The 22,858-nt window shown below is 73.8% G+C and carries 26 protein-coding genes; 18 read left to right on the top strand and 8 right to left on the bottom strand.

Features of this window, described 5'->3' with window-relative positions; all coding sequences use genetic code 11:
* Positions 1 to 2: 2 nt before the first annotated feature.
* The 7 genes from V4Y03_RS08005 (at position 3) to V4Y03_RS07975 (ending at position 4,654) form a co-directional block, all read left to right on the top strand.
* Positions 3 to 167, top strand: a complete 165-nt coding sequence (locus tag V4Y03_RS08005) for a hypothetical protein (RefSeq protein ID WP_317876273.1) — start codon at positions 3 to 5, stop codon at positions 165 to 167.
* Positions 164 to 811, top strand: a complete 648-nt coding sequence (hisH, locus tag V4Y03_RS08000) for an imidazole glycerol phosphate synthase subunit HisH (RefSeq protein WP_317876272.1) — start codon at positions 164 to 166, stop codon at positions 809 to 811. Before V4Y03_RS08005 ends, hisH begins: the two co-directional genes overlap by 4 nt.
* A 2-nt stretch (positions 812 to 813) precedes the next feature.
* A complete protein-coding gene (gene priA / locus V4Y03_RS07995) occupies positions 814 to 1,551 on the top strand; it encodes a bifunctional 1-(5-phosphoribosyl)-5-((5-phosphoribosylamino)methylideneamino)imidazole-4-carboxamide isomerase/phosphoribosylanthranilate isomerase PriA (RefSeq protein WP_317876271.1) in 738 nt (245 codons plus the stop codon).
* Positions 1,548 to 1,946, top strand: coding sequence for a RidA family protein (locus tag V4Y03_RS07990; RefSeq protein WP_317876270.1), 399 nt, complete (start codon positions 1,548 to 1,550; stop codon positions 1,944 to 1,946). The genes priA and V4Y03_RS07990 overlap by 4 nt, the downstream gene beginning before the upstream one ends.
* Positions 1,943 to 2,698, top strand: coding sequence for an imidazole glycerol phosphate synthase subunit HisF (gene hisF, locus V4Y03_RS07985; RefSeq protein ID WP_317876269.1), 756 nt, complete (start codon positions 1,943 to 1,945; stop codon positions 2,696 to 2,698). The genes V4Y03_RS07990 and hisF overlap by 4 nt, the downstream gene beginning before the upstream one ends.
* Before the next feature lie 127 nt (positions 2,699 to 2,825).
* Positions 2,826 to 3,413, top strand: a complete 588-nt coding sequence (locus V4Y03_RS07980) for an ArsR/SmtB family transcription factor (RefSeq protein ID WP_332434465.1) — start codon at positions 2,826 to 2,828, stop codon at positions 3,411 to 3,413.
* On the top strand, positions 3,410 to 4,654 hold the full coding sequence (locus V4Y03_RS07975) for an MFS transporter (RefSeq protein WP_332434464.1): 1,245 nt from the start codon (positions 3,410 to 3,412) through the stop codon (positions 4,652 to 4,654). The genes V4Y03_RS07980 and V4Y03_RS07975 overlap by 4 nt, the downstream gene beginning before the upstream one ends.
* A 4-nt stretch (positions 4,655 to 4,658) precedes the next feature.
* On the opposite strand, the gene V4Y03_RS07970 is transcribed toward V4Y03_RS07975, so the two are convergent.
* Positions 4,659 to 5,294: a TIGR03085 family metal-binding protein gene (locus V4Y03_RS07970; protein ID WP_332434463.1), complete on the bottom strand. Its 636-nt coding sequence runs from the start codon at positions 5,292 to 5,294 to the stop codon at positions 4,659 to 4,661.
* Positions 5,295 to 5,378: 84 nt separating this feature from the next.
* On the opposite strand from V4Y03_RS07970, the gene hisI reads away from it, so the two are divergent.
* From hisI to lgt, 11 genes are all read left to right on the top strand, one after another.
* Entirely contained in the window at positions 5,379 to 5,753 is a 375-nt protein-coding gene (gene hisI / locus V4Y03_RS07965; protein WP_332434462.1) for a phosphoribosyl-AMP cyclohydrolase, read from the top strand.
* 11 nt (positions 5,754 to 5,764) lie between these two features.
* A complete protein-coding gene (locus V4Y03_RS07960; RefSeq protein ID WP_317876264.1) occupies positions 5,765 to 7,282 on the top strand; it encodes an anthranilate synthase component I in 1,518 nt (505 codons plus the stop codon).
* Positions 7,283 to 7,296: 14 nt separating this feature from the next.
* Positions 7,297 to 7,947: a TIGR02234 family membrane protein gene (locus V4Y03_RS07955; protein ID WP_332434461.1), complete on the top strand. Its 651-nt coding sequence runs from the start codon at positions 7,297 to 7,299 to the stop codon at positions 7,945 to 7,947.
* Positions 7,948 to 8,128: 181 nt separating this feature from the next.
* Positions 8,129 to 8,377, top strand: a complete 249-nt coding sequence (locus V4Y03_RS07950; RefSeq protein ID WP_317878893.1) for an HGxxPAAW family protein — start codon at positions 8,129 to 8,131, stop codon at positions 8,375 to 8,377.
* Positions 8,378 to 8,454: 77 nt separating this feature from the next.
* Positions 8,455 to 9,099, top strand: a complete 645-nt coding sequence (locus V4Y03_RS33870; protein ID WP_443079756.1) for a DUF2752 domain-containing protein — start codon at positions 8,455 to 8,457, stop codon at positions 9,097 to 9,099.
* A 154-nt stretch (positions 9,100 to 9,253) separates the two neighbouring features.
* Complete coding sequence (gene trpC / locus V4Y03_RS07940; protein WP_317878895.1) at positions 9,254 to 10,063, top strand: indole-3-glycerol phosphate synthase TrpC; 810 nt, start codon at positions 9,254 to 9,256, stop codon at positions 10,061 to 10,063.
* A gap of 7 nt (positions 10,064 to 10,070) precedes the next feature.
* Entirely contained in the window at positions 10,071 to 10,355 is a 285-nt protein-coding gene (gene trpM / locus V4Y03_RS07935; protein ID WP_443079755.1) for a tryptophan biosynthesis modulator TrpM, read from the top strand.
* A gap of 233 nt (positions 10,356 to 10,588) precedes the next feature.
* The gene (gene trpB / locus V4Y03_RS07930; protein ID WP_317877297.1) at positions 10,589 to 11,827 is read left to right on the top strand and encodes a tryptophan synthase subunit beta; all 1,239 of its coding nucleotides are present in this window, start codon (positions 10,589 to 10,591) and stop codon (positions 11,825 to 11,827) included.
* Positions 11,824 to 12,645 carry a tryptophan synthase subunit alpha gene (gene trpA / locus V4Y03_RS07925; RefSeq protein ID WP_332434460.1) on the top strand — a complete coding sequence of 274 codons (822 nt, stop codon included), beginning with the start codon at positions 11,824 to 11,826 and terminating at the stop codon, positions 12,643 to 12,645. Before trpB ends, trpA begins: the two co-directional genes overlap by 4 nt.
* Before the next feature lie 62 nt (positions 12,646 to 12,707).
* Positions 12,708 to 13,541, top strand: coding sequence for a DsbA family protein (locus V4Y03_RS07920; RefSeq protein WP_332434459.1), 834 nt, complete (start codon positions 12,708 to 12,710; stop codon positions 13,539 to 13,541).
* An 85-nt stretch (positions 13,542 to 13,626) separates the two neighbouring features.
* Entirely contained in the window at positions 13,627 to 14,691 is a 1,065-nt protein-coding gene (gene lgt / locus V4Y03_RS07915) for a prolipoprotein diacylglyceryl transferase (protein WP_332434458.1), read from the top strand.
* Between the two features lie 94 nt (positions 14,692 to 14,785).
* On the opposite strand, the gene V4Y03_RS07910 is transcribed toward lgt, so the two are convergent.
* From V4Y03_RS07910 to V4Y03_RS07880, 7 genes are read right to left on the bottom strand one after another with little or no spacing between them, the layout of a single operon-like run.
* The gene (locus V4Y03_RS07910) at positions 14,786 to 15,622 is read right to left on the bottom strand and encodes an HpcH/HpaI aldolase/citrate lyase family protein (protein WP_332437127.1); all 837 of its coding nucleotides are present in this window, start codon (positions 15,620 to 15,622) and stop codon (positions 14,786 to 14,788) included.
* Positions 15,623 to 15,630: 8 nt separating this feature from the next.
* A complete protein-coding gene (locus V4Y03_RS07905) occupies positions 15,631 to 16,839 on the bottom strand; it encodes a CaiB/BaiF CoA transferase family protein (RefSeq protein ID WP_332434457.1) in 1,209 nt (402 codons plus the stop codon).
* Positions 16,836 to 17,756, bottom strand: coding sequence for a ribokinase (gene rbsK / locus V4Y03_RS07900; protein WP_332434456.1), 921 nt, complete (start codon positions 17,754 to 17,756; stop codon positions 16,836 to 16,838). Before rbsK ends, V4Y03_RS07905 begins: the two co-directional genes overlap by 4 nt.
* Positions 17,753 to 19,159, bottom strand: a complete 1,407-nt coding sequence (locus tag V4Y03_RS07895) for an ADP-ribosylglycohydrolase family protein (protein ID WP_332434455.1) — start codon at positions 19,157 to 19,159, stop codon at positions 17,753 to 17,755. Before V4Y03_RS07895 ends, rbsK begins: the two co-directional genes overlap by 4 nt.
* On the bottom strand, positions 19,156 to 20,307 hold the full coding sequence (locus tag V4Y03_RS07890) for an ADP-ribosylglycohydrolase family protein (RefSeq protein ID WP_317879028.1): 1,152 nt from the start codon (positions 20,305 to 20,307) through the stop codon (positions 19,156 to 19,158). The genes V4Y03_RS07895 and V4Y03_RS07890 overlap by 4 nt, the downstream gene beginning before the upstream one ends.
* Positions 20,288 to 21,676: an ADP-ribosylglycohydrolase family protein gene (locus V4Y03_RS07885; RefSeq protein WP_332434454.1), complete on the bottom strand. Its 1,389-nt coding sequence runs from the start codon at positions 21,674 to 21,676 to the stop codon at positions 20,288 to 20,290. The genes V4Y03_RS07890 and V4Y03_RS07885 overlap by 20 nt, the downstream gene beginning before the upstream one ends.
* Positions 21,676 to 22,671 (bottom strand): ADP-ribosylglycohydrolase family protein, encoded by a 996-nt coding sequence (locus tag V4Y03_RS07880; RefSeq protein WP_332434453.1) that lies wholly within the window; start codon positions 22,669 to 22,671, stop codon positions 21,676 to 21,678. The genes V4Y03_RS07885 and V4Y03_RS07880 overlap by 1 nt, the downstream gene beginning before the upstream one ends.
* Positions 22,672 to 22,858: the final 187 nt, after the last annotated feature.

The following is a 22,858-nucleotide window of genomic DNA, read 5'->3' as shown; positions in this document are numbered from 1 at the left end:
CCGTGACCGGCCTCTCCTCCATCCTGATCGTCGTCGGCCTCTTCCTGCTCGGCGGCGTCTACTCCTTCGTCAAGCAGAAGCTGCCCAAGGGCCTCATCGTGCTCGTCGCCATCGGCTCCGCGATGTGCCTCTCCGCCGGCGTGCTGCGGCTGAGCGTGTGGTCATGAGCGCGGCCACCCCCAAGAAGGTCGTCGTCTTCGACTACGGCTTCGGCAATGTGCGCTCCGCCGAGCGGGCCCTCGCCCGGGTCGGCGCCGAGGTCGAGATCACCCGCGACTACGACCGTGCGATGAACGCCGACGGACTGCTCGTCCCCGGCGTCGGTGCCTTCTCCGCCTGCATGCGGGGCCTCAAGGAGGCCCGCGGCGAATGGATCATCGGCCGCCGCCTCGCCGGCGGCCGGCCCGTGATGGGCATCTGCGTCGGCATGCAGGTGCTCTTCGCCCACGGCATCGAGCACGGCGTGGACACCGAGGGCCTCGACGAGTGGCCCGGCACGGTCGAGCCGCTGAACGCCCCCGTCGTCCCCCACATGGGCTGGAACACGGTCGACGCGCCCACCGACACCCAGCTGTTCGCGGGGCTCGACGCCGACACCCGGTACTACTTCGTGCACTCCTACGCGGTGCGCGAGTGGACCCTGGAGGTCGGCAACGCCAACATCCGCGCCCCCAAGGTCACCTGGGCCACCCACGGCGAGCCCTTCGTCGCGGCCGTCGAGAACGGCGCCCTGTGGGCGACCCAGTTCCACCCCGAGAAGTCCGGCGACGCCGGAGCCCAGCTCCTCACCAACTGGATCGGAACCCTGTGACTGTGTCGTCTCGAAGCGTGCTCGAACTCCTCCCCGCCGTCGACGTCCGCGACGGCCAGGCCGTCCGCCTCGTGCACGGCGAGTCCGGCACCGAGACCTCGTACGGCTCCCCGCTCGAAGCGGCCCTCGCCTGGCAGAACTCCGGCGCCGAGTGGCTGCACCTGGTCGACCTCGACGCCGCCTTCGGTACCGGGGACAACCGGCTGCTGATCGCCGAGGTCGCCCAGGCCATGGACATCAAGGTCGAGCTCTCCGGCGGCATCCGCGACGACGCCTCGCTCGCCGCCGCCCTCGCCACCGGCTGCACCCGCGTCAACCTCGGCACCGCCGCCCTGGAGACCCCCGAGTGGGTCGCCAAGGTCATCGCCGAGTACGGCGACAAGATCGCCGTCGGCCTCGACGTCCGCGGCACCACGCTGCGCGGGCGCGGCTGGACCCGCGACGGCGGCGACCTCTACGAGACGCTGGCCCGTCTCGACTCCGAGGGCTGCTCCCGCTACGTCGTCACCGACATCGCCAAGGACGGCACCCTCCAGGGTCCCAACCTGGAGCTCCTGAAGAACGTCTGCGCGGCCACCGACAAGCCCGTCGTCGCCTCCGGCGGCGTGTCCTCCCTGGACGACCTGCGGGCCCTGTCCGGTCTGGTCCCGCTGGGCGTCGAGGGCGCGATCGTCGGCAAGGCGCTCTACGCCAAGGCGTTCACCCTGGAAGAGGCGCTCGAAGTGGTGGCCTCGGCATGACGGACGCGGTGCGCAAGGTCGTCACCGGAGCCCCCTGGGAGGAGCAGGTCGGCTACTCCCGCGCGGTCGAGCTCCCCAACGGCCTGGTCCTGGTCGCCGGCTGCACGTCGCTGGTCGACGGCCAGATCGCCGACGGCGGTCCGTACGACCAGACGGTCAACTCCTTCAACGTCGCCCTCGACGCGCTGAAGCAGCTGGGCCTGGGCCCCGAGCACGTCGTGCGGACCCGGATGTACATCACCCACGCCCGTGACGTGGACGAGGTCGGCCGCGCCCACAAGAAGCTGTTCGACGCCGTCCGCCCCGCCGCGTCGATGATCATCGTCTCCGGCTTCATCGACCCCCGGCTGGTCGTCGAGGTCGAGGTCGAGGCGTACCGGGGGAGTGCCGCATGAGCCTCGCCGTACGGGTGATCCCCTGCCTGGACGTCGACAACGGCCGGGTCGTCAAGGGCGTCAACTTCCAGAACCTCAGGGACGCGGGCGACCCCGTCGAGATGGCCAGGCTGTACGACGCCGAGGGCGCCGACGAGCTGACCTTCCTGGACATCACCGCCTCCTCCGGGAACCGGGAGACCACCTACGACGTGGTGCGCCGCACCGCCGAGCAGGTCTTCATCCCGCTCACCGTCGGCGGCGGCGTCCGCTCGGCGGACGACGTCGACAAGCTGCTGCGGGCCGGGGCCGACAAGGTGGGCGTCAACACCGCCGCCATCGTCCGCCCCGAGCTGATCCGGGAGATCGCGGAGCGCTTCGGCCGCCAGGTGCTGGTCCTGTCGGTCGACGCCCGGCGCACCGCCTCCGGCTCCTTCGAGGTGACGACGCACGGCGGCCGCGAGGGCACCGGCATCGACGCCGTCGAGTGGGCGCACCGGGCCGCCGAGCTGGGCGCGGGCGAGATCCTGCTCAACTCGATGGACGCGGACGGCACCAAGGACGGCTACGACACCGACATGATCGCGGCCGTGCGCAAGCACGTGACGGTCCCGGTGATCGCCTCCGGCGGCGCCGGCCGGCTCGCCGACTTCCCGCCGGCCGTGGCGGCGGGCGCGGACGCGGTGCTCGCGGCCTCCGTCTTCCACTTCGGCGACCTGCGGATCTCGCAGGTCAAGGACGCGCTGCGGGAGGCGGGCCACCCGGTCCGCTGAGCCGCCGTCCGCTTTTCGCGAAGGAGAAGGGCCCCGCCCCCGGGGCCCTTCCCCTTCGTCCATACGCGCAACTTCTCTTGCGCAAATTATGTTGCGCAAGTTCTCCTTCCTGCCTACGGTCAGGGGCATGACCTCGCCCGACTCGCGCCGGATCACCGAACTCGGCACCCTCAAGGCGCTCTCGCACCCGCTGCGGATGCGTCTCTACCGCGCCCTCTTCGTGGCCCGTACCGCCACCGCCTCCCAGCTCGCCGACCAGGTCGACGAGGCCGTCTCGCTCATCAGCTACCACCTGCGCAAGCTCGCCGAGCACGGCCTCATCGAGGAGGCCGAGGGCCACTCCACGGACGGCCGCGAACGCTGGTGGCAGCCCTCCTCGTACGGGATCGCCATCCGCGACGAGGACGTGCGCGGCACCCCCGAACTGGCCGCCGCGAGCGACGCGCTCAGCCGCACCGTCAACGAGCAGCGCACCGACCTGCACCGCCGCTTCCTCGACGAGCGCCTCAGCTGGCCCGACGCCTGGCGCTCCGCCGCGATCAGCTCCGAGTGGCTGCCCCGCCTCACCGCCGCCGAACTCGCCGCGCTCGGCGAGGAACTCGACGGCGTCCTCAGGAAGTACGACCAGCGGGCCCGCGCCGCCGAAGCCGCCGGCGACACCGAGGGCCGCGAGAAGGTCGCCGTCCACCTCCACGGCTTCCCCTACCGCTCATGACGGCCACCGCCGCCGCCCCGGCCGCCCCCACGGCCCGCCCCGCCCACCGCGACCCCCAGGTCCTGACCTGGCTCGGCGCCCACACCGCCTCCACCCTCGGCAACAGCGTCTACTACCTCGCCCTCTCCTGGACCGCCGTCAGCAACGGCACCCCCGCCCAGGCCGGGCTCGTCATGGCCGTCTCCGCCGTACCCCGGGCGCTGCTCATGCTCGGCGGGGGAGTCGTCGCCGACCGGCTCGGCCCCCGCCGGGTCGTCATCGCCTCCGACACCGTCCGCTGCCTGGTCGTCCTCGGCCTGGCCGGGACCCTGGTCCTCGCCTCGCCCGGCCTGTGGGCGCTCGCCGCCGTCGCCCTCGTCTTCGGCGTCGTCGACGCCCTGTTCCTGCCGGCCGTCGGCGCCCTGCCGCCCCGCATCACCGAGCGCGACCAGCTCGCCCGGGTGCAGGGCATGCGCGGCCTCTCCTCCCGCCTCGGCCCCGTGCTCGGCGGCCCGCTCGGCGGTCTCGCCGTCGCCCTCGGCGGCCCGGCCGCGGCCTTCGGAGCCGCCGGGCTGCTCTTCGCCCTCTCGCTGCCCCTGCTGTACGCGCTCCGCCTCCGCCCGCTGCCCGAGAAGCACGAGGCCCGCACCGGCACCGCCCTGCGCGACCTCGCCGACGGACTGCGCTATCTGCGCGGACACCGCGTCCTGGGCCCGCTGATGATCGTCGTACTGCTCAGCGACCTCGGCTTCGCCGGCCCCTTCAACGTCGGGCTCGCCGTCCTGGCCGAGCAGCGCGGCTGGGGCGCCTCCGGCATCGGCTGGATCCTCGCCGGCTTCGGCACCGGCGCGGGCGCCGCCTCGCTGCTCCTGACCGTCCGGGGACGCGTCCCGCACGCGGGAGCCGTCAGCGGCTGGACCATGACGGCGGGCGCCGTCGCCATCGCCGCCCTCGCCGCCACCTCACGGCTGCCCGTCGCGGTCGCCGTCGCCCTGGCCGTCGGCCTGCTCGCCGGACTCTCCGGGGCGCTGTGCAACGCCCTCGTCCAGACCGAGTGCGACCCCGCCTACCTCGGCCGGGTCTCCGCCGTCGCCGCCCTCTGCTCGCTCGGCATCGCGCCGCTCGGTTTCCCGCTCACGGGCGCGGCGATCGAGCTGTGGGGCGTCGGACCGGTGTACGCCGTGAGCGCGGCGGTCTGCGCCCTCGCGGGCGTCCACAGCCTGGTGGTCCCCGCCGTCCGGCGGGCCGAGCTGCCCCGTTGAGGGCTCAGATCCCCAGCTGCCTGGTCTCCCGCAGCCGCTCGATGGCCTCCGGCTCCCCGTCCAGCTCCACCTTGGCCGAATCCTGGCGCCCGTACAGGTACATCGTCAGCTCGCCCGGCTCCCCGGAGACCGTCACCACCGGGGTGCCGCGGTGGGCGACCGCCGTCTGGCCGTTCGGCCGGCGCAGCACCAGGCCCACCGGCACCTTGCGGCCGAGGAGCCGGGCGGTGCGCTCCAGCCGGGACCAGAGGGCGTCCGCGAAGACGGGGTCGAGCTCGCGCGCCGACCAGTCGGGCTGGGCCCGGCGTACGTCCTCGGCGTGTACGTAGAACTCGACGACGTTCGCCCCCTCGTCCACCTGCTTGATGGCGAACGGCGAGAACCGCGGCGGCCCCGTCCGGACGAGCTGGACCAGCTCCTCGTACGGCTTCTCGGCGAACTCCGCCTGCACCCGGTCCTGCCGGTCCTTCAGCGCCGGTACGAGCGAACCGGCCGCCGCGTCCGGGCGCCGCTCGCGCACCACCACATGGGCCGCGAGGTCCCGGGCCCGCCAGCCCTCGCAGAGCGTAGGTGCGTCCGGGCCCGCGGCCTCCAACAGGTCGGCGAGCAGAAGCCGTTCACGTTTGGCATGGGTCGACATGACCGCCAGCGTACGGCCGCCGCCGCCCGTCCGCCCAGTGGACGCCCCGCCGGACCACCGTCCGGGGCGCGGCACAATGGCGCCATGAGCAGCAATCTCGACCCGGCCCTCTCCGCCCGGCTCAAGCGCGGCCCCGACGGGCTCGTCCCCGCCATCGCCCAGCAGTACGACACCGGCGAGGTGCTGATGCTCGGCTGGATGGACGACGAGGCCCTGCACCGCACCCTCACCACAGGCCGCTGCACCTACTGGTCCCGCAGCCGCCAGGAGTACTGGGTCAAGGGTGACACCTCCGGTCACGTCCAGCACGTCAAGTCCGTCGCCCTCGACTGCGACGCCGACACCCTCCTCGTCAAGGTCGACCAGGTCGGGGCCGCCTGCCACACCGGCGACCGGACCTGCTTCGACGCCGATGTGCTCCCCGTATCCACGTCCGAAGTGAACCCCGTCTCCGAGTAGGGTCTGGCGCCATGGATCTCGACACCTTCCGCAAGCTGGCGGCCGACCGCCGCGTCATCCCCGTCAGCCGCCGGCTGCTCGCGGACGGCGACACCCCGGTCGGGCTCTACCGCAAGCTCGCCGCCGAACGGCCCGGCACCTTCCTCCTCGAATCCGCGGAGAACGGCCGCAGCTGGTCCCGGTACTCCTTCATCGGCGTCCGCAGCGACGCCACCCTGACGGTGAAGGACGGCGAGGCCCACTGGCTGGGCACCCCGCCCGTCGGCGTCCCCACCGACGGCGACCCGCTCCAGGCCCTGCGCGCCACCGTCGAGACCCTCCACACCCCGCGCGACCTCGACCGAGTGCTCGGTGGCGGTCTGCCGCCGTTCACCGGCGGCATGGTCGGCTACCTCGGCTACGACATCGTCCGCCGCCTGGAGAAGATCGGTGACTCCACCCGGGACGACCTGGAGCTCCCCGAGCTGACCATGCTCCTCACCAGCGACCTCGCCGTCCTCGACCACTGGGACGGCTCGGTCCTGCTGATCGCCAACGCGATCAACCACAACGACCTGGAGACCGGCGTCGAGGAGGCGTACGCGCACGCCGTCGCCCGCCTCGACGCCATGGAGGCCGACCTGGCCCGCCCGGTCGCCACCGTCCCCGCCGCCCTCCCGGCCCCGGAACTGCCGCCGTTCGAAAACGGCACCGTCTCGGCACTCTGGGGCGGCCCGGCCTACCAGGACGCCGTCGAGGACATCAAGGAGCGCATCCGGGCCGGCGAGGCCTTCCAGGTCGTGCCCTCCCAGCGCTTCGAGACCGCCTGCACCGCCTCCGCGCTCGACGTCTACCGGGTCCTGCGGGCCACCAACCCGTCCCCGTACATGTACCTCTTCCGCTTCGAGAACGGCTTCGACGTCGTCGGCTCCAGCCCCGAGGCCCTCGTCAAGGTCGAGGACGGGCGGGCGATGCTCCACCCCATCGCCGGCACCCGGCACCGGGGCGCCACCCCGCAGGAGGACCACGACCTCGCGGAGGAACTGCTCGCCGACCCCAAGGAGCGCGCCGAGCACCTGATGCTCGTCGACCTCGGCCGCAACGACCTCGGCCGGGTCTGCGCGCCCGGCTCCGTCGAGGTCGTCGACTTCATGTCCGTCGAGCGCTACTCGCACGTCATGCACATCGTCTCCACCGTGACCGGCGAGGTCGCCGAGGGCCGGACCGCCTTCGACGTCCTCACCGCCTGCTTCCCCGCCGGCACCCTCTCCGGAGCCCCCAAGCCGCGCGCGATGCAGATCATCGAGGAGCTCGAACCCTCCCGGCGCGGCCTCTACGGCGGATGTGTCGGTTATCTCGATTTCGCCGGCGACGCCGACACCGCCATCGCCATCCGCACCGCCCTGCTCCGCGACGGAACCGCGTACGTGCAGGCCGGAGCGGGTGTCGTCGCCGACTCCGACCCCGTCGCCGAGGACAACGAGTGCCGCAACAAGGCCGCGGCCGTCCTCCGCGCCGTCCACACCGCCAACCGGATGAACGACAACTGAGCACGTAGGGGATAGTGGGGTACGTGAGTGCCGTACCCGTACCCCAGCCCCGGGCCGCCCGAGTGGCCGTCCCCGGCAACAGCCGCCGCAGCCTGGCCGCGGCCCTCCTGCTCGGCGCCCTCGGCGCCACCGTCGTGCTGCTCTCCGCCGGCCAGATCTGGGCGGAGGGCACCGCCTCCGTCGGCGGCGGCACCGTCCCCGTCGAGGCCGACGGCGGCACCGTCACCGGTGTGCCCACCGCCCTCGCGATCGTCGGCCTCGCCGCGCTCTTCGCCGTCTTCGCCGTCCGCCGCACCGGCCGCACCCTCGTCGCCGCGCTCCTCGCGCTGAGCGGCGCGGGCGCCGCGCTCGCCGCCGTCCTCGGTGCCTCCGACCGCACCGCGCTGGACGCCGAGGCCGCCCGCATCAGCGGCGACACCGCCGCCGCCGTCGCGGACCTGACCCACACCGTCTGGCCGTACGTGACCGCCGCGGGCGCCGTCCTGATCCTGTTCGCCGGCCTGTTCGCGCTGCGCTTCGGCAAGACCTGGCCCTCGATGGGAGGCCGCTACGAGCGCTCCGGCGCCCCGCGCGCCACCCGCAAGGCCCCCACGACCGACCCCGACCGGCCCGAGGACCTGTGGAAGGCCCTGGACCGCGGCGAGGACCCCACCCACGGCGCCTGACCACGCGGCGCGGGCCGTGGACCGACGCCCGCACCAGTGGGCCGGCGGGGGGTCCGGACGCGACGCGTGATCGTCCCGGTACCCCCGATTCATCCTCGCGCGCCCGCGTGCGGGACAATGAGCGCAGAGTGTCCGCGCACGCGAGACCTCACCATCGAGCAACTGCAACGAGGAGCAACTCATGGCGGGCAGCGCCCACGGACACACCCCGGCCGCCTGGACCGGTGTCATCATCTCCTTCATCGGCTTCTGCGTCGCCGGCGTCTTCATGGTGGCCGCCAACCTGCCCGGCTTCTGGGCCGGCGTGGGTGTCATCGTGCTCGGCGGCATCGTCGGCGGCGTGATGAAGGTGGCGGGGCTCGGCATGCCGAAGGAGTCGGCGGCCGTCACCGCCGCCCGCGAGGCCGCGACCGCGCTGGCCCGTTCCTGACACGACACGACGCATCCGAGAGCGCAGTCCGGCCGTGCCGGGCTGCGCTCCCGCGCGTCCGGGGCGAGAATCACCGGGTGGACACGCAGCCGACGGCCGGAGCCGCGACCGAGGATTCCCACACCCGACCGGGTGAACCTGGGAACGGACCAGCAGCGCCGCAGGGGTGGCCGCCGGCCGGACCCGTACCGCCGTACGGGGAGGGGTGGCCGCCGGCCGGACCCGTACCGCCGTACCCGGACGTACGGTCGCCGGGTGGGCCCGGCACGCCGCCCCACGCGCACGCGTGGCCCGGTGGGCCTTTCGTGCCGCCGCCCGCGCCCCGTTCTGCCGCCCGGCGGCTGCTCGTGCCCGTCGGCGTTCTCGCCGGGGCCGCCGCCGCCTTCGCCTACGTCGGGACCGTCGACCCCAACGAACCCGGCCACTACCCCGTCTGCCCGCTGCTCCGCTTCACCGGGATCTACTGCCCCGGCTGCGGCGGACTCCGCAGCGCCCACGCCTTCGTCCACGGCGACCTTCCCGCCGCCCTCGGCGCCAACGCCCTCGCCGTCATCGGCTACGGCGTCTTCGCCGTCGTCATGGCCCTCTGGCTGATTCGCGCCGCCCGCGGGGTGCCCATGCGCCTCGCGCTCTCCCCGGTCTGGTCGTGGGGCATCGGGGTCGTCCTCGCCCTCTTCGCTCTGGTCCGGAACCTTCCCTTCGGCTCCGCACTGGCCCCCTGAGGGTCCGTACGGCACCGCGGGGACCCCGACGGGAGTCCCAGCAGATGGGACGCCACTCCGGCCGATGCGAGTCCGGAGCCGTCCTGCGGATAGGATCGATGTGGCTGAACCTGGTTCCTCATCACCATCACCGTCCCGGAAGGGGGCCCCTCGCGTGAGTGTGCTCGACGAGATCATCGAAGGCGTACGCGCCGACCTCGCAGAGCGGCAGGCGCGGGTCACCCTCGACGAGCTCAAGGAGCGCGCCGCCAAGGCCCCGCAGGCCAAGGACGGGGTCGCCGCACTGCGCGGCGACAGCGTCAAGGTGATCTGCGAGGTCAAGCGTTCCAGCCCGTCCAAGGGCGCGCTCGCCGCGATCGCCGACCCGGCCGGACTCGCCGCGGACTACGAGGCAGGCGGCGCCGCCGTCATCTCCGTCCTCACCGAGCAGCGCCGCTTCGGCGGCTCCCTCGCGGACCTGGAGGCCGTCCGGGCCAAGGTCGACATCCCCGTCCTGCGCAAGGACTTCATCGTCACCGCGTACCAGCTCTGGGAAGCGCGCGCGTACGGAGCGGATCTCGCCCTCCTCATCGTCGCCGCCCTGGAGCAGGAGGCGCTGGTCTCCCTCATCGAGCGCGCCGAGTCCATCGGGCTCACCCCGCTCGTCGAGGTGCACGACGAGGAAGAGGTCGAGCGGGCCGTCGACGCGGGCGCCCGGATCATCGGCGTCAACGCGCGGAACCTCAAGACCCTCAAGGTCGACCGCTCCACCTTCGAGCGCGTCGCCCCGGAGATCCCGGCGCACATCGTCAAGATCGCCGAGTCCGGCGTGCGCGGCCCGCACGACCTGATCGCCTACGCCAACGCGGGCGCCGACGCGGTCCTGGTCGGCGAGTCCCTCGTCACCGGCCGCGACCCGCAGGCCGCCGTCGCCGACCTCGTCGCGGCCGGTGCCCACCCCGCCCTGAGGCACGGCCGGAGCTGACCGCGCCATGACCCCGCGCCACGACACGCCGACACCTCCGGGCAGTGCCCGGGGGGCCGTCGCCGTGCCGTCGGCGCCCGGTCGCCGCGGTCGGCTCCGTACCGCGGCCGCCCCCGTCTCCAAGCACGCCCCGCTGGCCCGCGGCTGCCGGCCGCGGGGCTGCCGTGCGCCGGCCCGCCGGGTCCACGGCCGCCGGGTGCGGTACGTGATCGGCTCCGAGCCGGGCCAGGTCAACGGCATGCGATGGCGCCCGCGCCTCGCGCGCACCTTCACGAACAGCACAGCCGCCTAGCCCCTGCGCGGGCCGGCGCGTGCACCGACCGCCGGCTTCCCGCCGCCGCGTCCGTCCCGTGTGCCCACCCGTCCCTCCCCCAAGGACTTCGTCCAGGGGGACCCCCAAGCGGGACGATTGCCCACACGGCGGTGGCGGGGCGCGGCTCGGCGGCCGTTCGTGAGGTGTCCGGGCGCATACCGTGACCATCACCCGCACGTCACCCGGGGCCCCGCCCCGCGAGGAGCAACCGCATGTCCAGCGAGTTCTTCATTCCCGACCCGGAGGGTCAGGTCCCCACCGCCGAGGGCTACTTCGGCGCCTACGGCGGCAAGTTCATCCCGGAGGCCCTCGTCGCCGCCGTCGACGAGGTCGCCGTCGAGTACGACAAGGCCAAGTCCGACCCCGAGTTCGCCCGCGAGCTCAACGACCTGATGGTCAACTACACCGGCCGGCCGAGCGCCCTCACCGAGGTGTCCCGGTTCGCCGAGCACGCCGGCGGCGCCCGGATCTTCCTCAAGCGCGAGGACCTGAACCACACCGGCTCGCACAAGATCAACAACGTGCTCGGCCAGGCCCTCCTGACCAAGCGCATGGGCAAGACCCGGGTCATCGCGGAGACCGGCGCGGGCCAGCACGGCGTGGCCACCGCCACCGCCTGCGCCCTGTTCGGCCTCGAATGCACCATCTACATGGGTGAGATCGACACCCAGCGCCAGGCCCTCAACGTGGCCCGGATGCGGATGCTCGGCGCCGAGGTCGTGGCCGTGAAGTCCGGCAGCCGCACTCTCAAGGACGCCATCAACGAGGCCTTCCGCGACTGGGTCGCCAACGTGGACAGGACGCACTACCTGTTCGGCACGGTCGCGGGACCGCACCCCTTCCCCGCGATGGTCCGCGACTTCCACCGGGTCATCGGCGTCGAGGCCCGCCGCCAGATCCTGGAGCGCGCCGGACGCCTCCCCGACGCGGCGATCGCCTGCGTCGGTGGCGGCTCCAACGCCATCGGCCTCTTCCACGCCTTCGTCCCGGACGCCGGCGTGCGCCTGATCGGCTGCGAGCCGGCCGGCCACGGCGTCGAGACCGGCGAGCACGCGGCCACCCTCACCGCGGGCGAGCCCGGCATCCTGCACGGCTCGCGGTCGTACGTCCTCCAGGACGAGGAGGGCCAGATCACCGAGCCCTACTCGATCTCGGCGGGCCTCGACTACCCGGGCATCGGCCCGGAGCACGCGTACCTCAAGGACAGCGGCCGGGGCGAGTACCGCGCCGTCACCGACGACGCCGCCATGCAGGCGATGCGTCTGCTCTCCCGCACCGAGGGCATCATCCCGGCGATCGAGTCGGCGCACGCCCTCGCCGGGGCCCTGGAGGTCGGCAGGGAACTCGGCAAGGACGCCCTGCTCCTGGTGAACCTCTCCGGGCGCGGCGACAAGGACATGGACACGGCCGCCCGCTACTTCGGCCTGTACGACGGGGAGGGCTCCAAGTGACGACCGGGAACATCCAGCTGCTCAGTGACACCCTCGCCAAGACGAAGGCGGAGAACCGGGCCGCGCTCATCGCGTACCTCCCGGCCGGCTTCCCGACCGTCGACGGCGGCATCGCGGCGATCAAGGCCGTCTTCGACGGCGGCGCGGACGTGGTCGAGGTCGGCCTCCCGCACAGCGACCCGGTCCTCGACGGGCCGGTCATCCAGACCGCCGACGACATCGCCCTGCGCGGCGGCGTCAAGATCGCCGACGTGATGCGCACGGTCCGCGAGGCCCACGAGGCCACCGGGAAGCCGGTCCTCGTCATGACGTACTGGAACCCGATCGACCGGTACGGCATCGAGCGCTTCACCGAGGAGCTCGCCGCGGCCGGCGGCGCGGGCTGCATCCTGCCCGACCTGCCGGTCCAGGAGTCCGCGGTCTGGCGCGAGCACGCCGACAAGCACGGTCTGGCCACCGTCTTCGTCGTCGCGCCCAGCAGCAGGGACGAGCGGCTCGCCACCATCACGGCGGCCGGCTCCGGCTTCGTCTACGCGGCCTCCCTCATGGGCGTCACCGGCACCCGCGTGTCGGTCGGCGAGCAGGCCGCCGACCTGGTCCGCCGTACCCGCGCGACCTCCGAGCTGCCGGTGTGCGTCGGCCTCGGGGTCTCCGACGCCGCCCAGGCGAAGGAGGTCGCGGCCTTCGCCGACGGCGTCATCGTCGGCTCCGCCTTCGTGAAGCGGATCCTCGACGCCGACGGCGACGAGGCCGCGGGACTCGCCGCCGTAAGGGAACTGGCGGCCGAACTCGCCGAGGGCGTACGGCGCGTTTCGTAACCCATTTGGGTGGATCTCAACCGGGGAGGCACGTACGTGCCTCCCCGGTTCGTTCCTGAGGCGTGAGCGAGAACAACCGTGGTGACGGTAACCGGAGCGCGCGGGAGCGCCTCCAGCAGCAGCGTGAGCGTGACAAGGCCCGCGAGAAGCAGCGGCGCGTCCTGATCGTGTCGGCGGCGGTGGTCGGTGTCCTCGGCCTGGCCGCGATCGTCGGCGTGATCGCGGCCGGCGGCGACAAGAACGGCGGGTCCGACAAGGCGGGCCCGGTGGTCGCGCCGACCGGGGCGATCGAGGAGGACGGGAAGCCCGCCATCCCCACCGGGAAGACGGACGCGCCGTCGACGCTCGCGGTCTGGGAGGACTTCCGCTGCCCGGCGTGCGCCCAGTTCGAGAACGTCATGCGGGCCACCATCCACGAGCTGGAGGCCTCGGGCGCGCTCAAGGCCGAGTACCACCTCGCCACCCTCATCGACGGGAACATGGGCGGCAGCGGCTCGCTGCGCGCGGCGAACGCGGCGGCGTGCGCCCAGGACGCGGGGAAGTTCACCGCGTACCACGACACCCTCTACGTCAACCAGCCGCCGGAGACGGACGACGCCTTCGGCAAGAACGACAAGCTGATCGAGCTGGCCGCGAAGGTCCCGGGGCTCGACACGCCCGCCTTCCGCAGCTGTGTGAACGACGGGACGCACGACAGCTGGGTGACCAAGTCGAACGAGGCCTTCCAGAACGGCGGCTTCCGGGGCACCCCGACCGTCCTGCTCAACGGCGAGCCGATCTTCCCGACGAAGGGCAACGAGCAGATCTCCCCGGAGAACCTCAAGACGTGGGTCGCCGAGGCCAACAAGGGCAAGAAGGCGGGCACGGCCGCTCCGGTCTCCCCCTCGGCCGGCTGAGACCCGCTCCGGCGGCGTTAGTTACCCAGAAGTTGCCGGGCGGGCTGCCGTACCGCCCGCCCGGCAGGGTAGCGTCGGACCTGCCATGGACCTTGCCTATATTCCCAGCCCGTCGACCGGTGTGATCAACCTCGGACCGATCCCGCTGCGCGGCTATGCCTTCTGCATCATCATCGGTGTCTTCGTAGCCGTCTGGTACGGCAACAAGCGCTGGATCGCCCGGGGCGGCACTGCCGGCACCGTGGCCGACATCGCCGTCTGGGCGGTGCCCTTCGGCCTCGTCGGCGGACGCCTCTACCACGTGATCACCGACTACCAGCTGTACTTCAGCGAGGGTGAGAACTGGGTCGACGCCTTCAAGATCTGGGAGGGCGGCCTCGGTATCTGGGGCGCCATCGCGCTCGGCGCGGTGGGTGCCTGGATCGGCTGCCGCCGACGGGGCATCCCGCTCCCGGCGTGGGCCGACGCCCTCGCTCCCGGTATCGCCTTCGCCCAGGCCATCGGCCGCTGGGGCAACTGGTTCAACCAGGAGCTCTACGGGCGGCCGACCGATCTGCCCTGGGCCCTCAAGATCACCGAGGGTGCGAACCGCGAGGCCGGGCTCTACCACCCGACCTTCCTGTACGAGTCGCTGTGGTGCGTCGGTGTCGGCTTCCTGGTCATCTGGGCCGACCGCCGCTTCAAGCTCGGCCACGGGCGCGCCTTCGCGCTGTACGTCGCCGCGTACTGCTCCGGTCGTGCCTGGATCGAGTACATGCGGGTGGACGAGGCGCACCACATCCTCGGCCTCCGGCTGAACGTGTGGACGGCGATCATCGTCTTCCTGCTCGCGGTGCTCTACATGGTGATCTCGGCGCGGATCCGTCCGGGCCGCGAGGAGGTCGTGGAGCCCAGGCCCGTCGCCAAGGACGGCGACGACGCGAAGGGCGTCGACGCCGAGGAGGACACCGCGAAGGGTGAGGCCGGGGAGAAGGCCGGGGACGCCGATCCCGAGGCCGCCGACGCCGGACCGGACCTCGTCAAGGACAAGGGCAAGGACAAGGGCAAGGACACTGACGGCTCAGACGCCGACAGCTCCGACGCCGACGGCTTCGCCACGGACGTGGAGCACGGGGCCGACAACGGCGCCGGGTCCGCCGCCAAGAGCTGATCCTTCACAGCCGTTCGAAGGGCCGCGGGAACCCAAGGGTTCCGGCGGCCCTTCCGCATGCCGGGGTACGGGAGCGCCCGCCGGGGTCCGGGCGTCAGGCCCTACGGGCGGCGAGGGCGAGGACCCGGTGGGCCCCCGCGACCACCGCCGCGTCGACGAAACGGCCGTCCGGGAGGGCCAGCGCGCCCTGCCCGGTCCCCGCCGCCACGACCTCCCGCGCCGCGTCGATCTCCGCCGGGGTGGGCAGGTAGGCCCGCTCGATGACGGGGAGCTGGCGGGGGTGGATGGCCGCCCGGCCGAAGAAGCCCAGGGCCCGGCCCCGGGCGCAGCCGGTGGCCAGCGCGTCCAGGTCGCCGATGTCCGGATGGACCGACTGGGCCGGCGGCGGGAGGGCGGCGGCGCGGGCCGCCACCACCACGCGTCCGCGCGGCCAGTCGAGGCCGCTGTCCTCCCGTATGCCCAGGTCGGCGCGGAGGTCGGCCTCGCCGAGCGCGATGCCGCGCACGGCGGGGTGGGCGGTGGCGATGGCGTAGGCGTGCTCCACGGCGAGGGCGTTCTCCAGGAGCGGATAGAGGGGGAGGCCCGGGGCCAGCCGGGCGATCCGGTGGATGTCAGTGGCGTGTGTCACCTTGGGTACACGGAGAGCGTGGAGGCCGGGGAGGGGGGCCAGGGTGGGGATGTCGTGCGGGGTGTGGACGCGGACGTGGACCGGGACGGGGTGGGAGTCCGCGAGGAGATCCGCCGTGGCGTCCAGGGCGTACGCCCTGCGGTGCGGGGCGACGGCGTCCTCCAGATCGACGATCACCACGTCGGCGCCGGCGAGCAGGGCCTTGGCGACGACAGCGGGGCGGTCGCCGGGCGCGTACAGCCAGGTGAGGGGGGTGAAGGGCGGCGGGGCCGGGGGACGTTCCGTGCCGTTCGCGCGGGTCATGGCCTCGCTCATACCGCCCCCTGCTCGCGGAGGGCGCCGATCTCGGCGGGGGTGAGGCCGAGTTCGGAGAGGACGGCGGTGGTGTCGGCGCCGTGCGGGCGGCCGGACCAGCGGATGGCTCCGGGCGTCTCGGAGAGGCGGAAGAGGACGTTCTGCATCTTGATCGGGCCGAGTTCGGGGTCCTGCACCTCGGTGACGGTGCCGAGCGCCTGGTACTGCGGGTCGGCGACCACGTCCCGGATGTCGTAGACCGGGGCGATCGCCGCCTCCGCCTTCTCGAAGGCCGCCATGGCCTCGTCCCGGGTGTGGCGGGCGATCCACGAGCCGACCGCCTCGTCCAGTTCGTCCGCGTGCTCGGCCCGTCCGCCGCCGTCGGCGAACCACGGCTCGTCGATCAGTTCCGGGCGGCCGACGAGCCGGAGGACCCGCTCGGCGATCGACTGGGCGGAGGTGGAGACGGCGACCCAGGAGCCGTCGGCGGTCCGATAGGTGTTGCGCGGGGCGTTGTTGCGGGAGCGGTTGCCCGTCCGGGGCTGGACGTAGCCGAGCTGGTCGTACCAGAGGGAGTGGGGTCCGATGACGGAGAGCATCGGTTCGATGATCGCCATGTCGACGACCTGGCCGCGGCCGGTCGTGTTCCTCGCGGTGAGCGCGGTCATCACGGCGTACGCGGTGGCGAGGGCGGCGATCGAGTCGGCCAGGCCGAAGGGGGGAAGGGTGGGCGGGCCATCGGGTTCGCCGGTGATGGCGGCGAAACCGCTCATCGCCTCCGCGAGGGTGCCGAAGCCGGGGCGGTGGGCGTACGGGCCGAACTGGCCGAAGCCGGTGACCCGGGCGAGGACCAGCCGGGGGTTGACGGTGGACAGTTCCTCCCAGCCGAGACCCCAGCGTTCCAGGGTGCCGGGGCGGAAGTTCTCCACGATGACGTCCACGTCGGCGGCGAGCGCGAGCAGGGTGTCGCGGCCGCCCGGTGAGGACAGATCGAGGGTGATCGTCCGCTTGTTCCGGCCGAGGACCTTCCACCAGAGGCCGACGCCGTCCTTCGCGGGGCCGTGGCCACGGGACGGGTCGGGCTTGCGGGGGTGCTCGACCTTGACGACATCGGCGCCGAAGTCCCCGAGCATCATGGCGGCGAGCGGGCCGGCGAAGAGGGTCGCGAGGTCCAGGACGCGCAGACCCTGGAGGGGAGTCGTGGGAGTGTGCGGTGCGGTCGTCATGCGCGGTCGGTCTCCCTCGTGCCGAGGGAGCCGAAGGCCGCCTCGATCTCCGTGCGGAACGGCATCGACGTCGAGGCGCCCTCGCGCTGGACGGAGAGCGCGGCGGCGCTCTGCGCCCAGGCGAGCGCCTCGGGGACGGGGCGGCCCTCGCCGAGGGCGACCGCGAGCGCGCCGACGAAGGTGTCGCCCGCGCCGGTGGTGTCCACGGCCCGGACCCGGGGGGCGGGCACCGCGATCGGGTCGGCGCCCCGCGCCGCGTACAGACTGCCGGCCGCCCCCAGGGTGACGACGACCTCGGGCACGTCCCGGAGCAGGGCGAGGGCGGCCTCGCGCGGGTCGGTGAGACCGGTGAGCGCGGCGGCCTCGTGCTCATTGGGCACCAACAGGTCGGTGACGGCGAGGAGTTCGGGAGGGAGCGGTTGGGTGGGAGCGGGGGTGAGGACGGTGCGGACGCCGAGCCCGCGGGCGGTCGTGGCGCCCTCCACGACGACGGAGAGGGGCAGTTCCAGCTGGAGCAGCAGGGCGTCGGCGGTGCCGAGGAGCGCTTCGTCGCCGTGGGTGAGGGAGGTGACGGTGCCGTTCGCGCCGGGGACGACGACGATCGCGTTGCCGCCCTCGTCGTCGACGACGATGTGGGCCGTGCCGGAGGCGCCCTCGGAGGTGCGCAGGAGGTCGGTGTCCACCCCGCAGTGTTCGAGCGTGGACCGGAGCCGTGTCCCGAAGTCGTCCGCGCCGACCGCTCCGATCATCGACACCTCGGCGCCGGCGCGGGCGGCGGCGACGGCCTGGTTGGCGCCCTTGCCGCCGGGGATCGTACGGAAGGAGCGGCCGGTGACCGTCTCGCCGAGGGCCGGGGCCCTCGGTACGTAGGCGACGAGATCCATGTTCGTACTGCCGAGTACGACGATGCTGGTCATGGGCGTACGGCCTCCAGACGGGTCAGTTCGGCCAGGGTGTCGAAACCGATGCCGTCGAAGGACGGCACCGAGGTCGACAGCCGGTTCTTGAGAGGGGCGGTCCAGCGCTCGGGCAGCCGGTCGGGATGCCCGGCGAGCAGCCCGGCGACCGAACCGGCGGTGGCGCCGTTGGAATCGGTGTCCCAGCCGCCCGAGACCGCCGCGCAGACGGAGCGGGAGAAGTCGCCGTCGGCGTGGGTGAGGGCGGCGGCGAGCAGCGCGGCGTTCGGGACGGCATGGACCCAGTGGTACCCGCCGAGTTCGGCGTGCAGCCGGTCGACGACCGGGTCGAAGCCCTCGCGGTGGCCGGCCGCCTCGTGGGCGTACCCGATGCCCCGGCGGACGGCCTCCGCGAGGCGGGAGCGCGGCGGGATCACGTCGAGACCGGCGGCAAGGGCCTGGTGGACATCGGCGGTGCCGGTGGCGGCGGTGGCGAGGGTGGCGGCGACGAACATGGCGCCGTAGACGCCGTTCGCGGTGTGGGTGAGCACCGCGTCCCGGTGTGCCTGCGCGGCGGCGGCCACCGGGTCGCCGGGGTGGGTCCAGCCGTGGACGTCGGCGCGGATCTGGGCGCCGATCCACTCGCGGAAGGGATTGCGGCGGACGGCGGTCAGCGGGGGTTCCACGCCGTCGAGGAGGTTGCGGTAGGCGACGCGCTCGGCCGTGAAGGTGCGGCCGGCGGGCAGTTCGTCGAGCCAGAGGCGGGCGACGTCGGAGGTGGTGAAGCCGCGGCCGTGCCGCTGGAGGAGCAGCAGGTTCAGCAGGGCGTAGTTGAGGTCGTCGTCCTCGGGCATGCCGTCGATGTTCTCGGCGAGGGAGGTGGGGGCGGAGCGACGGTTCCAGGGGTGGGCGGCGAGCAGCTCGGGCGGGACGCCGCGGGCGGTGAACCAGGTGGAGAGGGGCCAGTTGCCGGTGGCGCGGGCGAGGGCGCGGATGGCGGGGAGGGGCAGCTTCTCGACGGGTTTGCCGAGCAGACACCCGGCGGCCCGGCCGAGCCAGGCGGCGTGGAACCGGTCGCGGAGGGCGTCCTCCTCGCCCGGCGGGAGTACGGGACGACCGCCCGCAGAGGGGGTGGTGGCGGTCGTGCCGGGGGCTGTCAGGGCCCGGATCCCGGGGAGGGGGGTCGGCTCCAGGGGTGCCGAGGGAGTGGGGAGGGACCCCAGGGCGTCGAGGAGTTCCTCCGCCAGGGGGCGGAGGTCCGGGCGGAGGGCCTCGGAGGCGCCGGCCGTCTCCGGGGCGGGCGGGCCGCCCGCCGAGGCCCAGCGGGCCGCGAGGGCGCGGGCGTCGCGGCCGTCCTCCGCCGCCTGGCGGAGCTCGTGCCCCACCAGGTCCTCCGGCTGGACCCAGGTCAGCCGGAGGCTCACCGGGCCGCGCCCGTCAGCGTGGCGAACGCGGCCTCGTGGGCCCGGCGGCGTGCGGCGTCCTCCGCGAAGACCTCGTGGGCCACCTCGGTCAGGGCCCGTGCCGGGGCGTGCAGATCGAGGCGGCTGGCCTCCGCCACCCGCTTCGCCCAGTCGGCGGGCACCGCGGACTCGCCGTGCAGCGCGCCCACGATCGCCCCCGCCATCGTCGCGATGGAGTCGCAGTCGCGGCCGTAGTTCACCGCGCCGAGCACCGTACGCCGGAAGTCGCCCTCGCCGACCAGCAGCATGCCCAGGGCGACCGGCAGTTCCTCGATCGCGTGGAGCCGGGAGGGGCGGCGGGCGCCGAGGGACGGCGCGCGGTAGTCGGGGCCGACCGAGTCGAAGGGCGCGACCGCCCTGCGCAGCGGGGTGAGGGCCGACTCGAAGTCCCGGTGTCCGGAGGCCACTTCCGCCACCGCCTCGATCGCCGACCGGGTGCCGTCCTTCGCCAGTGCCAGGGCCGTCGCCACCACCGAGGACGGAGTGGCGCCCGGTGCGCAGGCCGCCGCCACGGCCGCCGCGAACACGCCCGCCGCCTCACGGCCGTACGAGGACTGGTGCGCGCCCGCGATGTCGAGGGCCTCGGTGTACGCGGCCTCCGGGTGGGCCGCGTTGACGAGGCCGACGGGCGCCATGTACATCGCGGCGCCGCAGTTCACGATGTTGCCGTTGCCCGCCTCGCGCGGGTCCGCGTGGGCGTAGTGGAGCCGGGTGACGATCCACTTCTCGGCGAGGAAGATCCGCTGGAGCGGCAGCGCCTCCGCCTCCAGCTCCGGGATCCAGACGGGGGAGCCCATGAGTTCGGGGACCAGATGGTCCGCGACCGCGTACGCGTCGAGATGGCCGCGGACCTTCTCGTACACCCTGATCAGGGCGTGGGTCATCAAGGTGTCGTCGGTGACGTGCCCGTCGCCCTTGTGGTACGGGGCGATGGGGCGGGCCGTGCGCCAGTCGTCGCCGTTCCAGGGGCCGACGATCCCGGTGACGCGACCGCCGTGGCGCTCCGCGATCTGCTCGGGGGTGTAGCCCTCGACGGGGCCGCCGAGCGCGTCGCCGACGGCGGCCCCGAGGAGACTGCCGGTGATCCGGTCATCCAGTGTGGGTGTCATGCCGGAATTGTCCACCTGGGGTGGCCTGTTCCGTGGTTGTCAGCAGCCCGGCGAGTTCCACCAGGTCCGTCCCCGCCAGCCGGGGCAGCGCGCAGCCCGCGAGTGTCCGGCACGCGTCCCGCCAGGTCGCCGGCACCGAACGGCCGCCGCCGAGCGCGCCGGTGAGGGCGCCCACGAGGGCGGGGGCGGAGTCGGCGACCCGGGAGAGACAGGCCGCGGCCGGTACGGCGGACGTCATCTCGCCCCGGGAGGCGGTCGCCAGGGCCAGGGCCACCGGGACGGTCTCGGCGGCGGCGATGCCGTAGCTGTAGACGTGGTCGACGATCTGGTGCTCGAGGAGCGGCACCAGCTCGAAGGCCGAACCGGCGGTCCGGGCGAGCTTCACCGCGTACCGGGCGTTGCGGCCGATCTCGGTGACCGGCGCGAGTTCGGCGACGGCCGCCGCGACGGCCTCGTCGACCGTCGCCCCGCCGAGGGCCGCGGCGACGGCCGCCGCCGTCGCGCGGGCGCCGTGGACGCCGTCGCCGTCCTGGGTGTACCGGGCGTCGAACTCGGCGAGTTCGGCGGCGGCGCGCGGGTCGCCGGGGTGGACGAGGGCCAGCACGGCGGCGCGGACGCAGGCGGCGTCGTCGAAGTAGTGCGGGTTGTCGTGGCCGGTGGCCGGCGGGCGCAGACCGGTGGCGAGATTGCCGAGGCCCGCGCGGACGGAGATCCGGGCGCGGAGGGGGAGTACGGCGGACTCGACCTCCGGGGCGCGGTCGGCCGCCGCGGCGACCTGGCCGGCCAGGGCGTTCCAGGCCAGGTCCACGGCGGCGCGGAGCCGGCGCTCCGGGGGCAGCGTCGCGAACACCGGGCCGGTGGAGGCGAGTACCGCCTCGGCGGTGAACACCGCCCACTCGGCGTCGTCCGAAGGGCCGAGCCGGAGGGGCTCGGGAGGCTGGTTGAGGGCGATGGGGACGGGGAGGGTCGTCGTGGCGTTCTGCTCGGCGAAGGTGTCGAGTTCACGGGTGAGACGTCGGGTCCACTCGGGCATGCGGGCGGCGCGGTGACGGGCGGCGGGCCAGCCGGCGGCGTCGCCCGAGGCGATCCCGAGCAGCAGACCCTCGACGGCGTCGCGGGAGGGCCGTTGGGGGGCGGAGGGGCGCGGGGGTTCGTGGGTGCGGCTCCAGGAGCCGGTGGCGTGGGGCGGGGCGGGGGGCGACACCAGGTCCTGGGGGGTACCGAGGAGGGGGCCGGAGCCCGGCGCTGTGGGCACAGCGGTGGTGGTGGCGGTGGTGGTGTCCGGCGCCGGAGCTGTGCCCGCGGCCGTGCCGGTGGCGTCCCGGTCCGGGGTCTTGCCCGCAGCCGTCGTCGTCAGGTCCGCGCTCATCAGGAGTCTCCCTCCGGGGTCAGCAGGTCCGCCACGTCCAGGACGTGGTAGCCGCGCATCGACGGGAGGCAGCTGCCCGTCACCGGGGTGATGGCCGAGGCCCAGTCCGCCGGGATCGAGCCGACGCCGCCCGCCGCGCCGGCCAGCGCGCCCGCCACCGCCGCCGTCGTGTCCGCGTCGCGGCCCATGTTGACGGCCGTCAGGACCGCCGTACGGAAGTCGCCCCGCGCGGCGGCGAACGCGCCGAACGCCAGGCCCACCGCCTCCGGGGCCAGGTCCGTCCAGGGGTAGCCGCCGATGACGACCGCCGAGCGGACCTGGCGTTCGCGGGTGAGCGGGTCCGGCTGGACGCGCTGCGCCGCGACGACCGCGCGGCGCAGCGAGCGGGCCGTCCAGGAGTCCATCGGGACGACCGAGAGCGCCGCCGCGATGACCGAGGTGACGGTCGCTCCCGTCATCGCCGCCGCCACGCCCGCCGCCACCGCCTGGCCGCCGTAGATGCCCTCGCCGTCGTGGCTGACGCTGCCGTCGATGGCGACGAGCCGGGCCGCCTCCGCCGGTCGTCCCGCCGCGAACACCCCGAACGGCGCCGCCCGCATCGCGAGGCCGTCGCTCCAGGCGTGCCGGTGCTGGGCGGAGATGGGCGCGGCGAGGCCCCGGCGGAGGTTCTCCAGGGTGCCGCGCTCCGAGAAGCCCGCGCCCCGGAAGGGGCCTTCGTCGAGGTCGGCGATCCAGTGGTGCCAGGCCCGTTCGACGTGGTGGACGGTGAGGGCCGAGCCGTGCCGGGCGAGGAGGAGCGCCGAGAAGATCGCGTACTCGGTGTCGTCGGTGCCCGCCGGGCTCTCCGTCACGAATCCCTCGATCCGGCCCCAGCGGCGGCGGATCTCGGAGGGCCGCATGTTCTCGGCGGGCGCGCCGAGCGCGTCGCCGACGGCGAGGCCGAGCAGTGCCCCTCTCGCCCGTTCGCGCGTGTCGCGTGCCGTGGTGGTCACCATGTCCGTGGCCCCTTCCTCGGTGGGGGCGCGTCGATGGCGCCCCGATGCCTGGATCTGTGCCACCACAGGCGGCGAACTCGCCGCAGAAACGTCTCTGTCACCCGCCTGACACCACGCCAGGTTGCGGTGCCCTCAGTGAGGCGGGCCTTAGTAAGTACGGCCTGCCTTGCTGGCGCGCCCCTTACAT

Origin of the sequence: Streptomyces sp. P9-A4, from assembly GCF_036634195.1 — a bacterium.
Classification (GTDB): domain Bacteria; phylum Actinomycetota; class Actinomycetes; order Streptomycetales; family Streptomycetaceae; genus Streptomyces.
Note: the sequence above shows the minus strand (reverse complement) of the source record. Positions and strands in the feature narration are given on the sequence as shown.

Coding starts and splice junctions, on each gene's coding strand:
- V4Y03_RS07885 (WP_332434454.1), bottom strand. CDS start 21,676: ATGAGCGCGGACCTGACGACGACGGCTGCGGGCAAGACCCCGGACCGG.
- V4Y03_RS07980 (WP_332434465.1), top strand. CDS start 2,826: ATGACCTCGCCCGACTCGCGCCGGATCACCGAACTCGGCACCCTCAAG.
- hisI (WP_332434462.1), top strand. CDS start 5,379: ATGAGCAGCAATCTCGACCCGGCCCTCTCCGCCCGGCTCAAGCGCGGC.
- hisF (WP_317876269.1), top strand. CDS start 1,943: ATGAGCCTCGCCGTACGGGTGATCCCCTGCCTGGACGTCGACAACGGC.
- hisH (WP_317876272.1), top strand. CDS start 164: ATGAGCGCGGCCACCCCCAAGAAGGTCGTCGTCTTCGACTACGGCTTC.
- V4Y03_RS07950 (WP_317878893.1), top strand. CDS start 8,129: ATGGCGGGCAGCGCCCACGGACACACCCCGGCCGCCTGGACCGGTGTC.
- V4Y03_RS07905 (WP_332434457.1), bottom strand. CDS start 16,839: ATGACGACCGCACCGCACACTCCCACGACTCCCCTCCAGGGTCTGCGC.
- V4Y03_RS07910 (WP_332437127.1), bottom strand. CDS start 15,622: ATGACCCGCGCGAACGGCACGGAACGTCCCCCGGCCCCGCCGCCCTTC.
- trpB (WP_317877297.1), top strand. CDS start 10,589: ATGTCCAGCGAGTTCTTCATTCCCGACCCGGAGGGTCAGGTCCCCACC.
- V4Y03_RS07960 (WP_317876264.1), top strand. CDS start 5,765: ATGGATCTCGACACCTTCCGCAAGCTGGCGGCCGACCGCCGCGTCATC.
- lgt (WP_332434458.1), top strand. CDS start 13,627: ATGGACCTTGCCTATATTCCCAGCCCGTCGACCGGTGTGATCAACCTC.
- V4Y03_RS07880 (WP_332434453.1), bottom strand. CDS start 22,671: ATGGTGACCACCACGGCACGCGACACGCGCGAACGGGCGAGAGGGGCA.
- V4Y03_RS07990 (WP_317876270.1), top strand. CDS start 1,548: ATGACGGACGCGGTGCGCAAGGTCGTCACCGGAGCCCCCTGGGAGGAG.
- V4Y03_RS07890 (WP_317879028.1), bottom strand. CDS start 20,307: ATGACACCCACACTGGATGACCGGATCACCGGCAGTCTCCTCGGGGCC.
- V4Y03_RS07970 (WP_332434463.1), bottom strand. CDS start 5,294: ATGTCGACCCATGCCAAACGTGAACGGCTTCTGCTCGCCGACCTGTTG.
- rbsK (WP_332434456.1), bottom strand. CDS start 17,756: ATGACCAGCATCGTCGTACTCGGCAGTACGAACATGGATCTCGTCGCC.
- trpM (WP_443079755.1), top strand. CDS start 10,071: ATGACCCCGCGCCACGACACGCCGACACCTCCGGGCAGTGCCCGGGGG.
- V4Y03_RS07975 (WP_332434464.1), top strand. CDS start 3,410: ATGACGGCCACCGCCGCCGCCCCGGCCGCCCCCACGGCCCGCCCCGCC.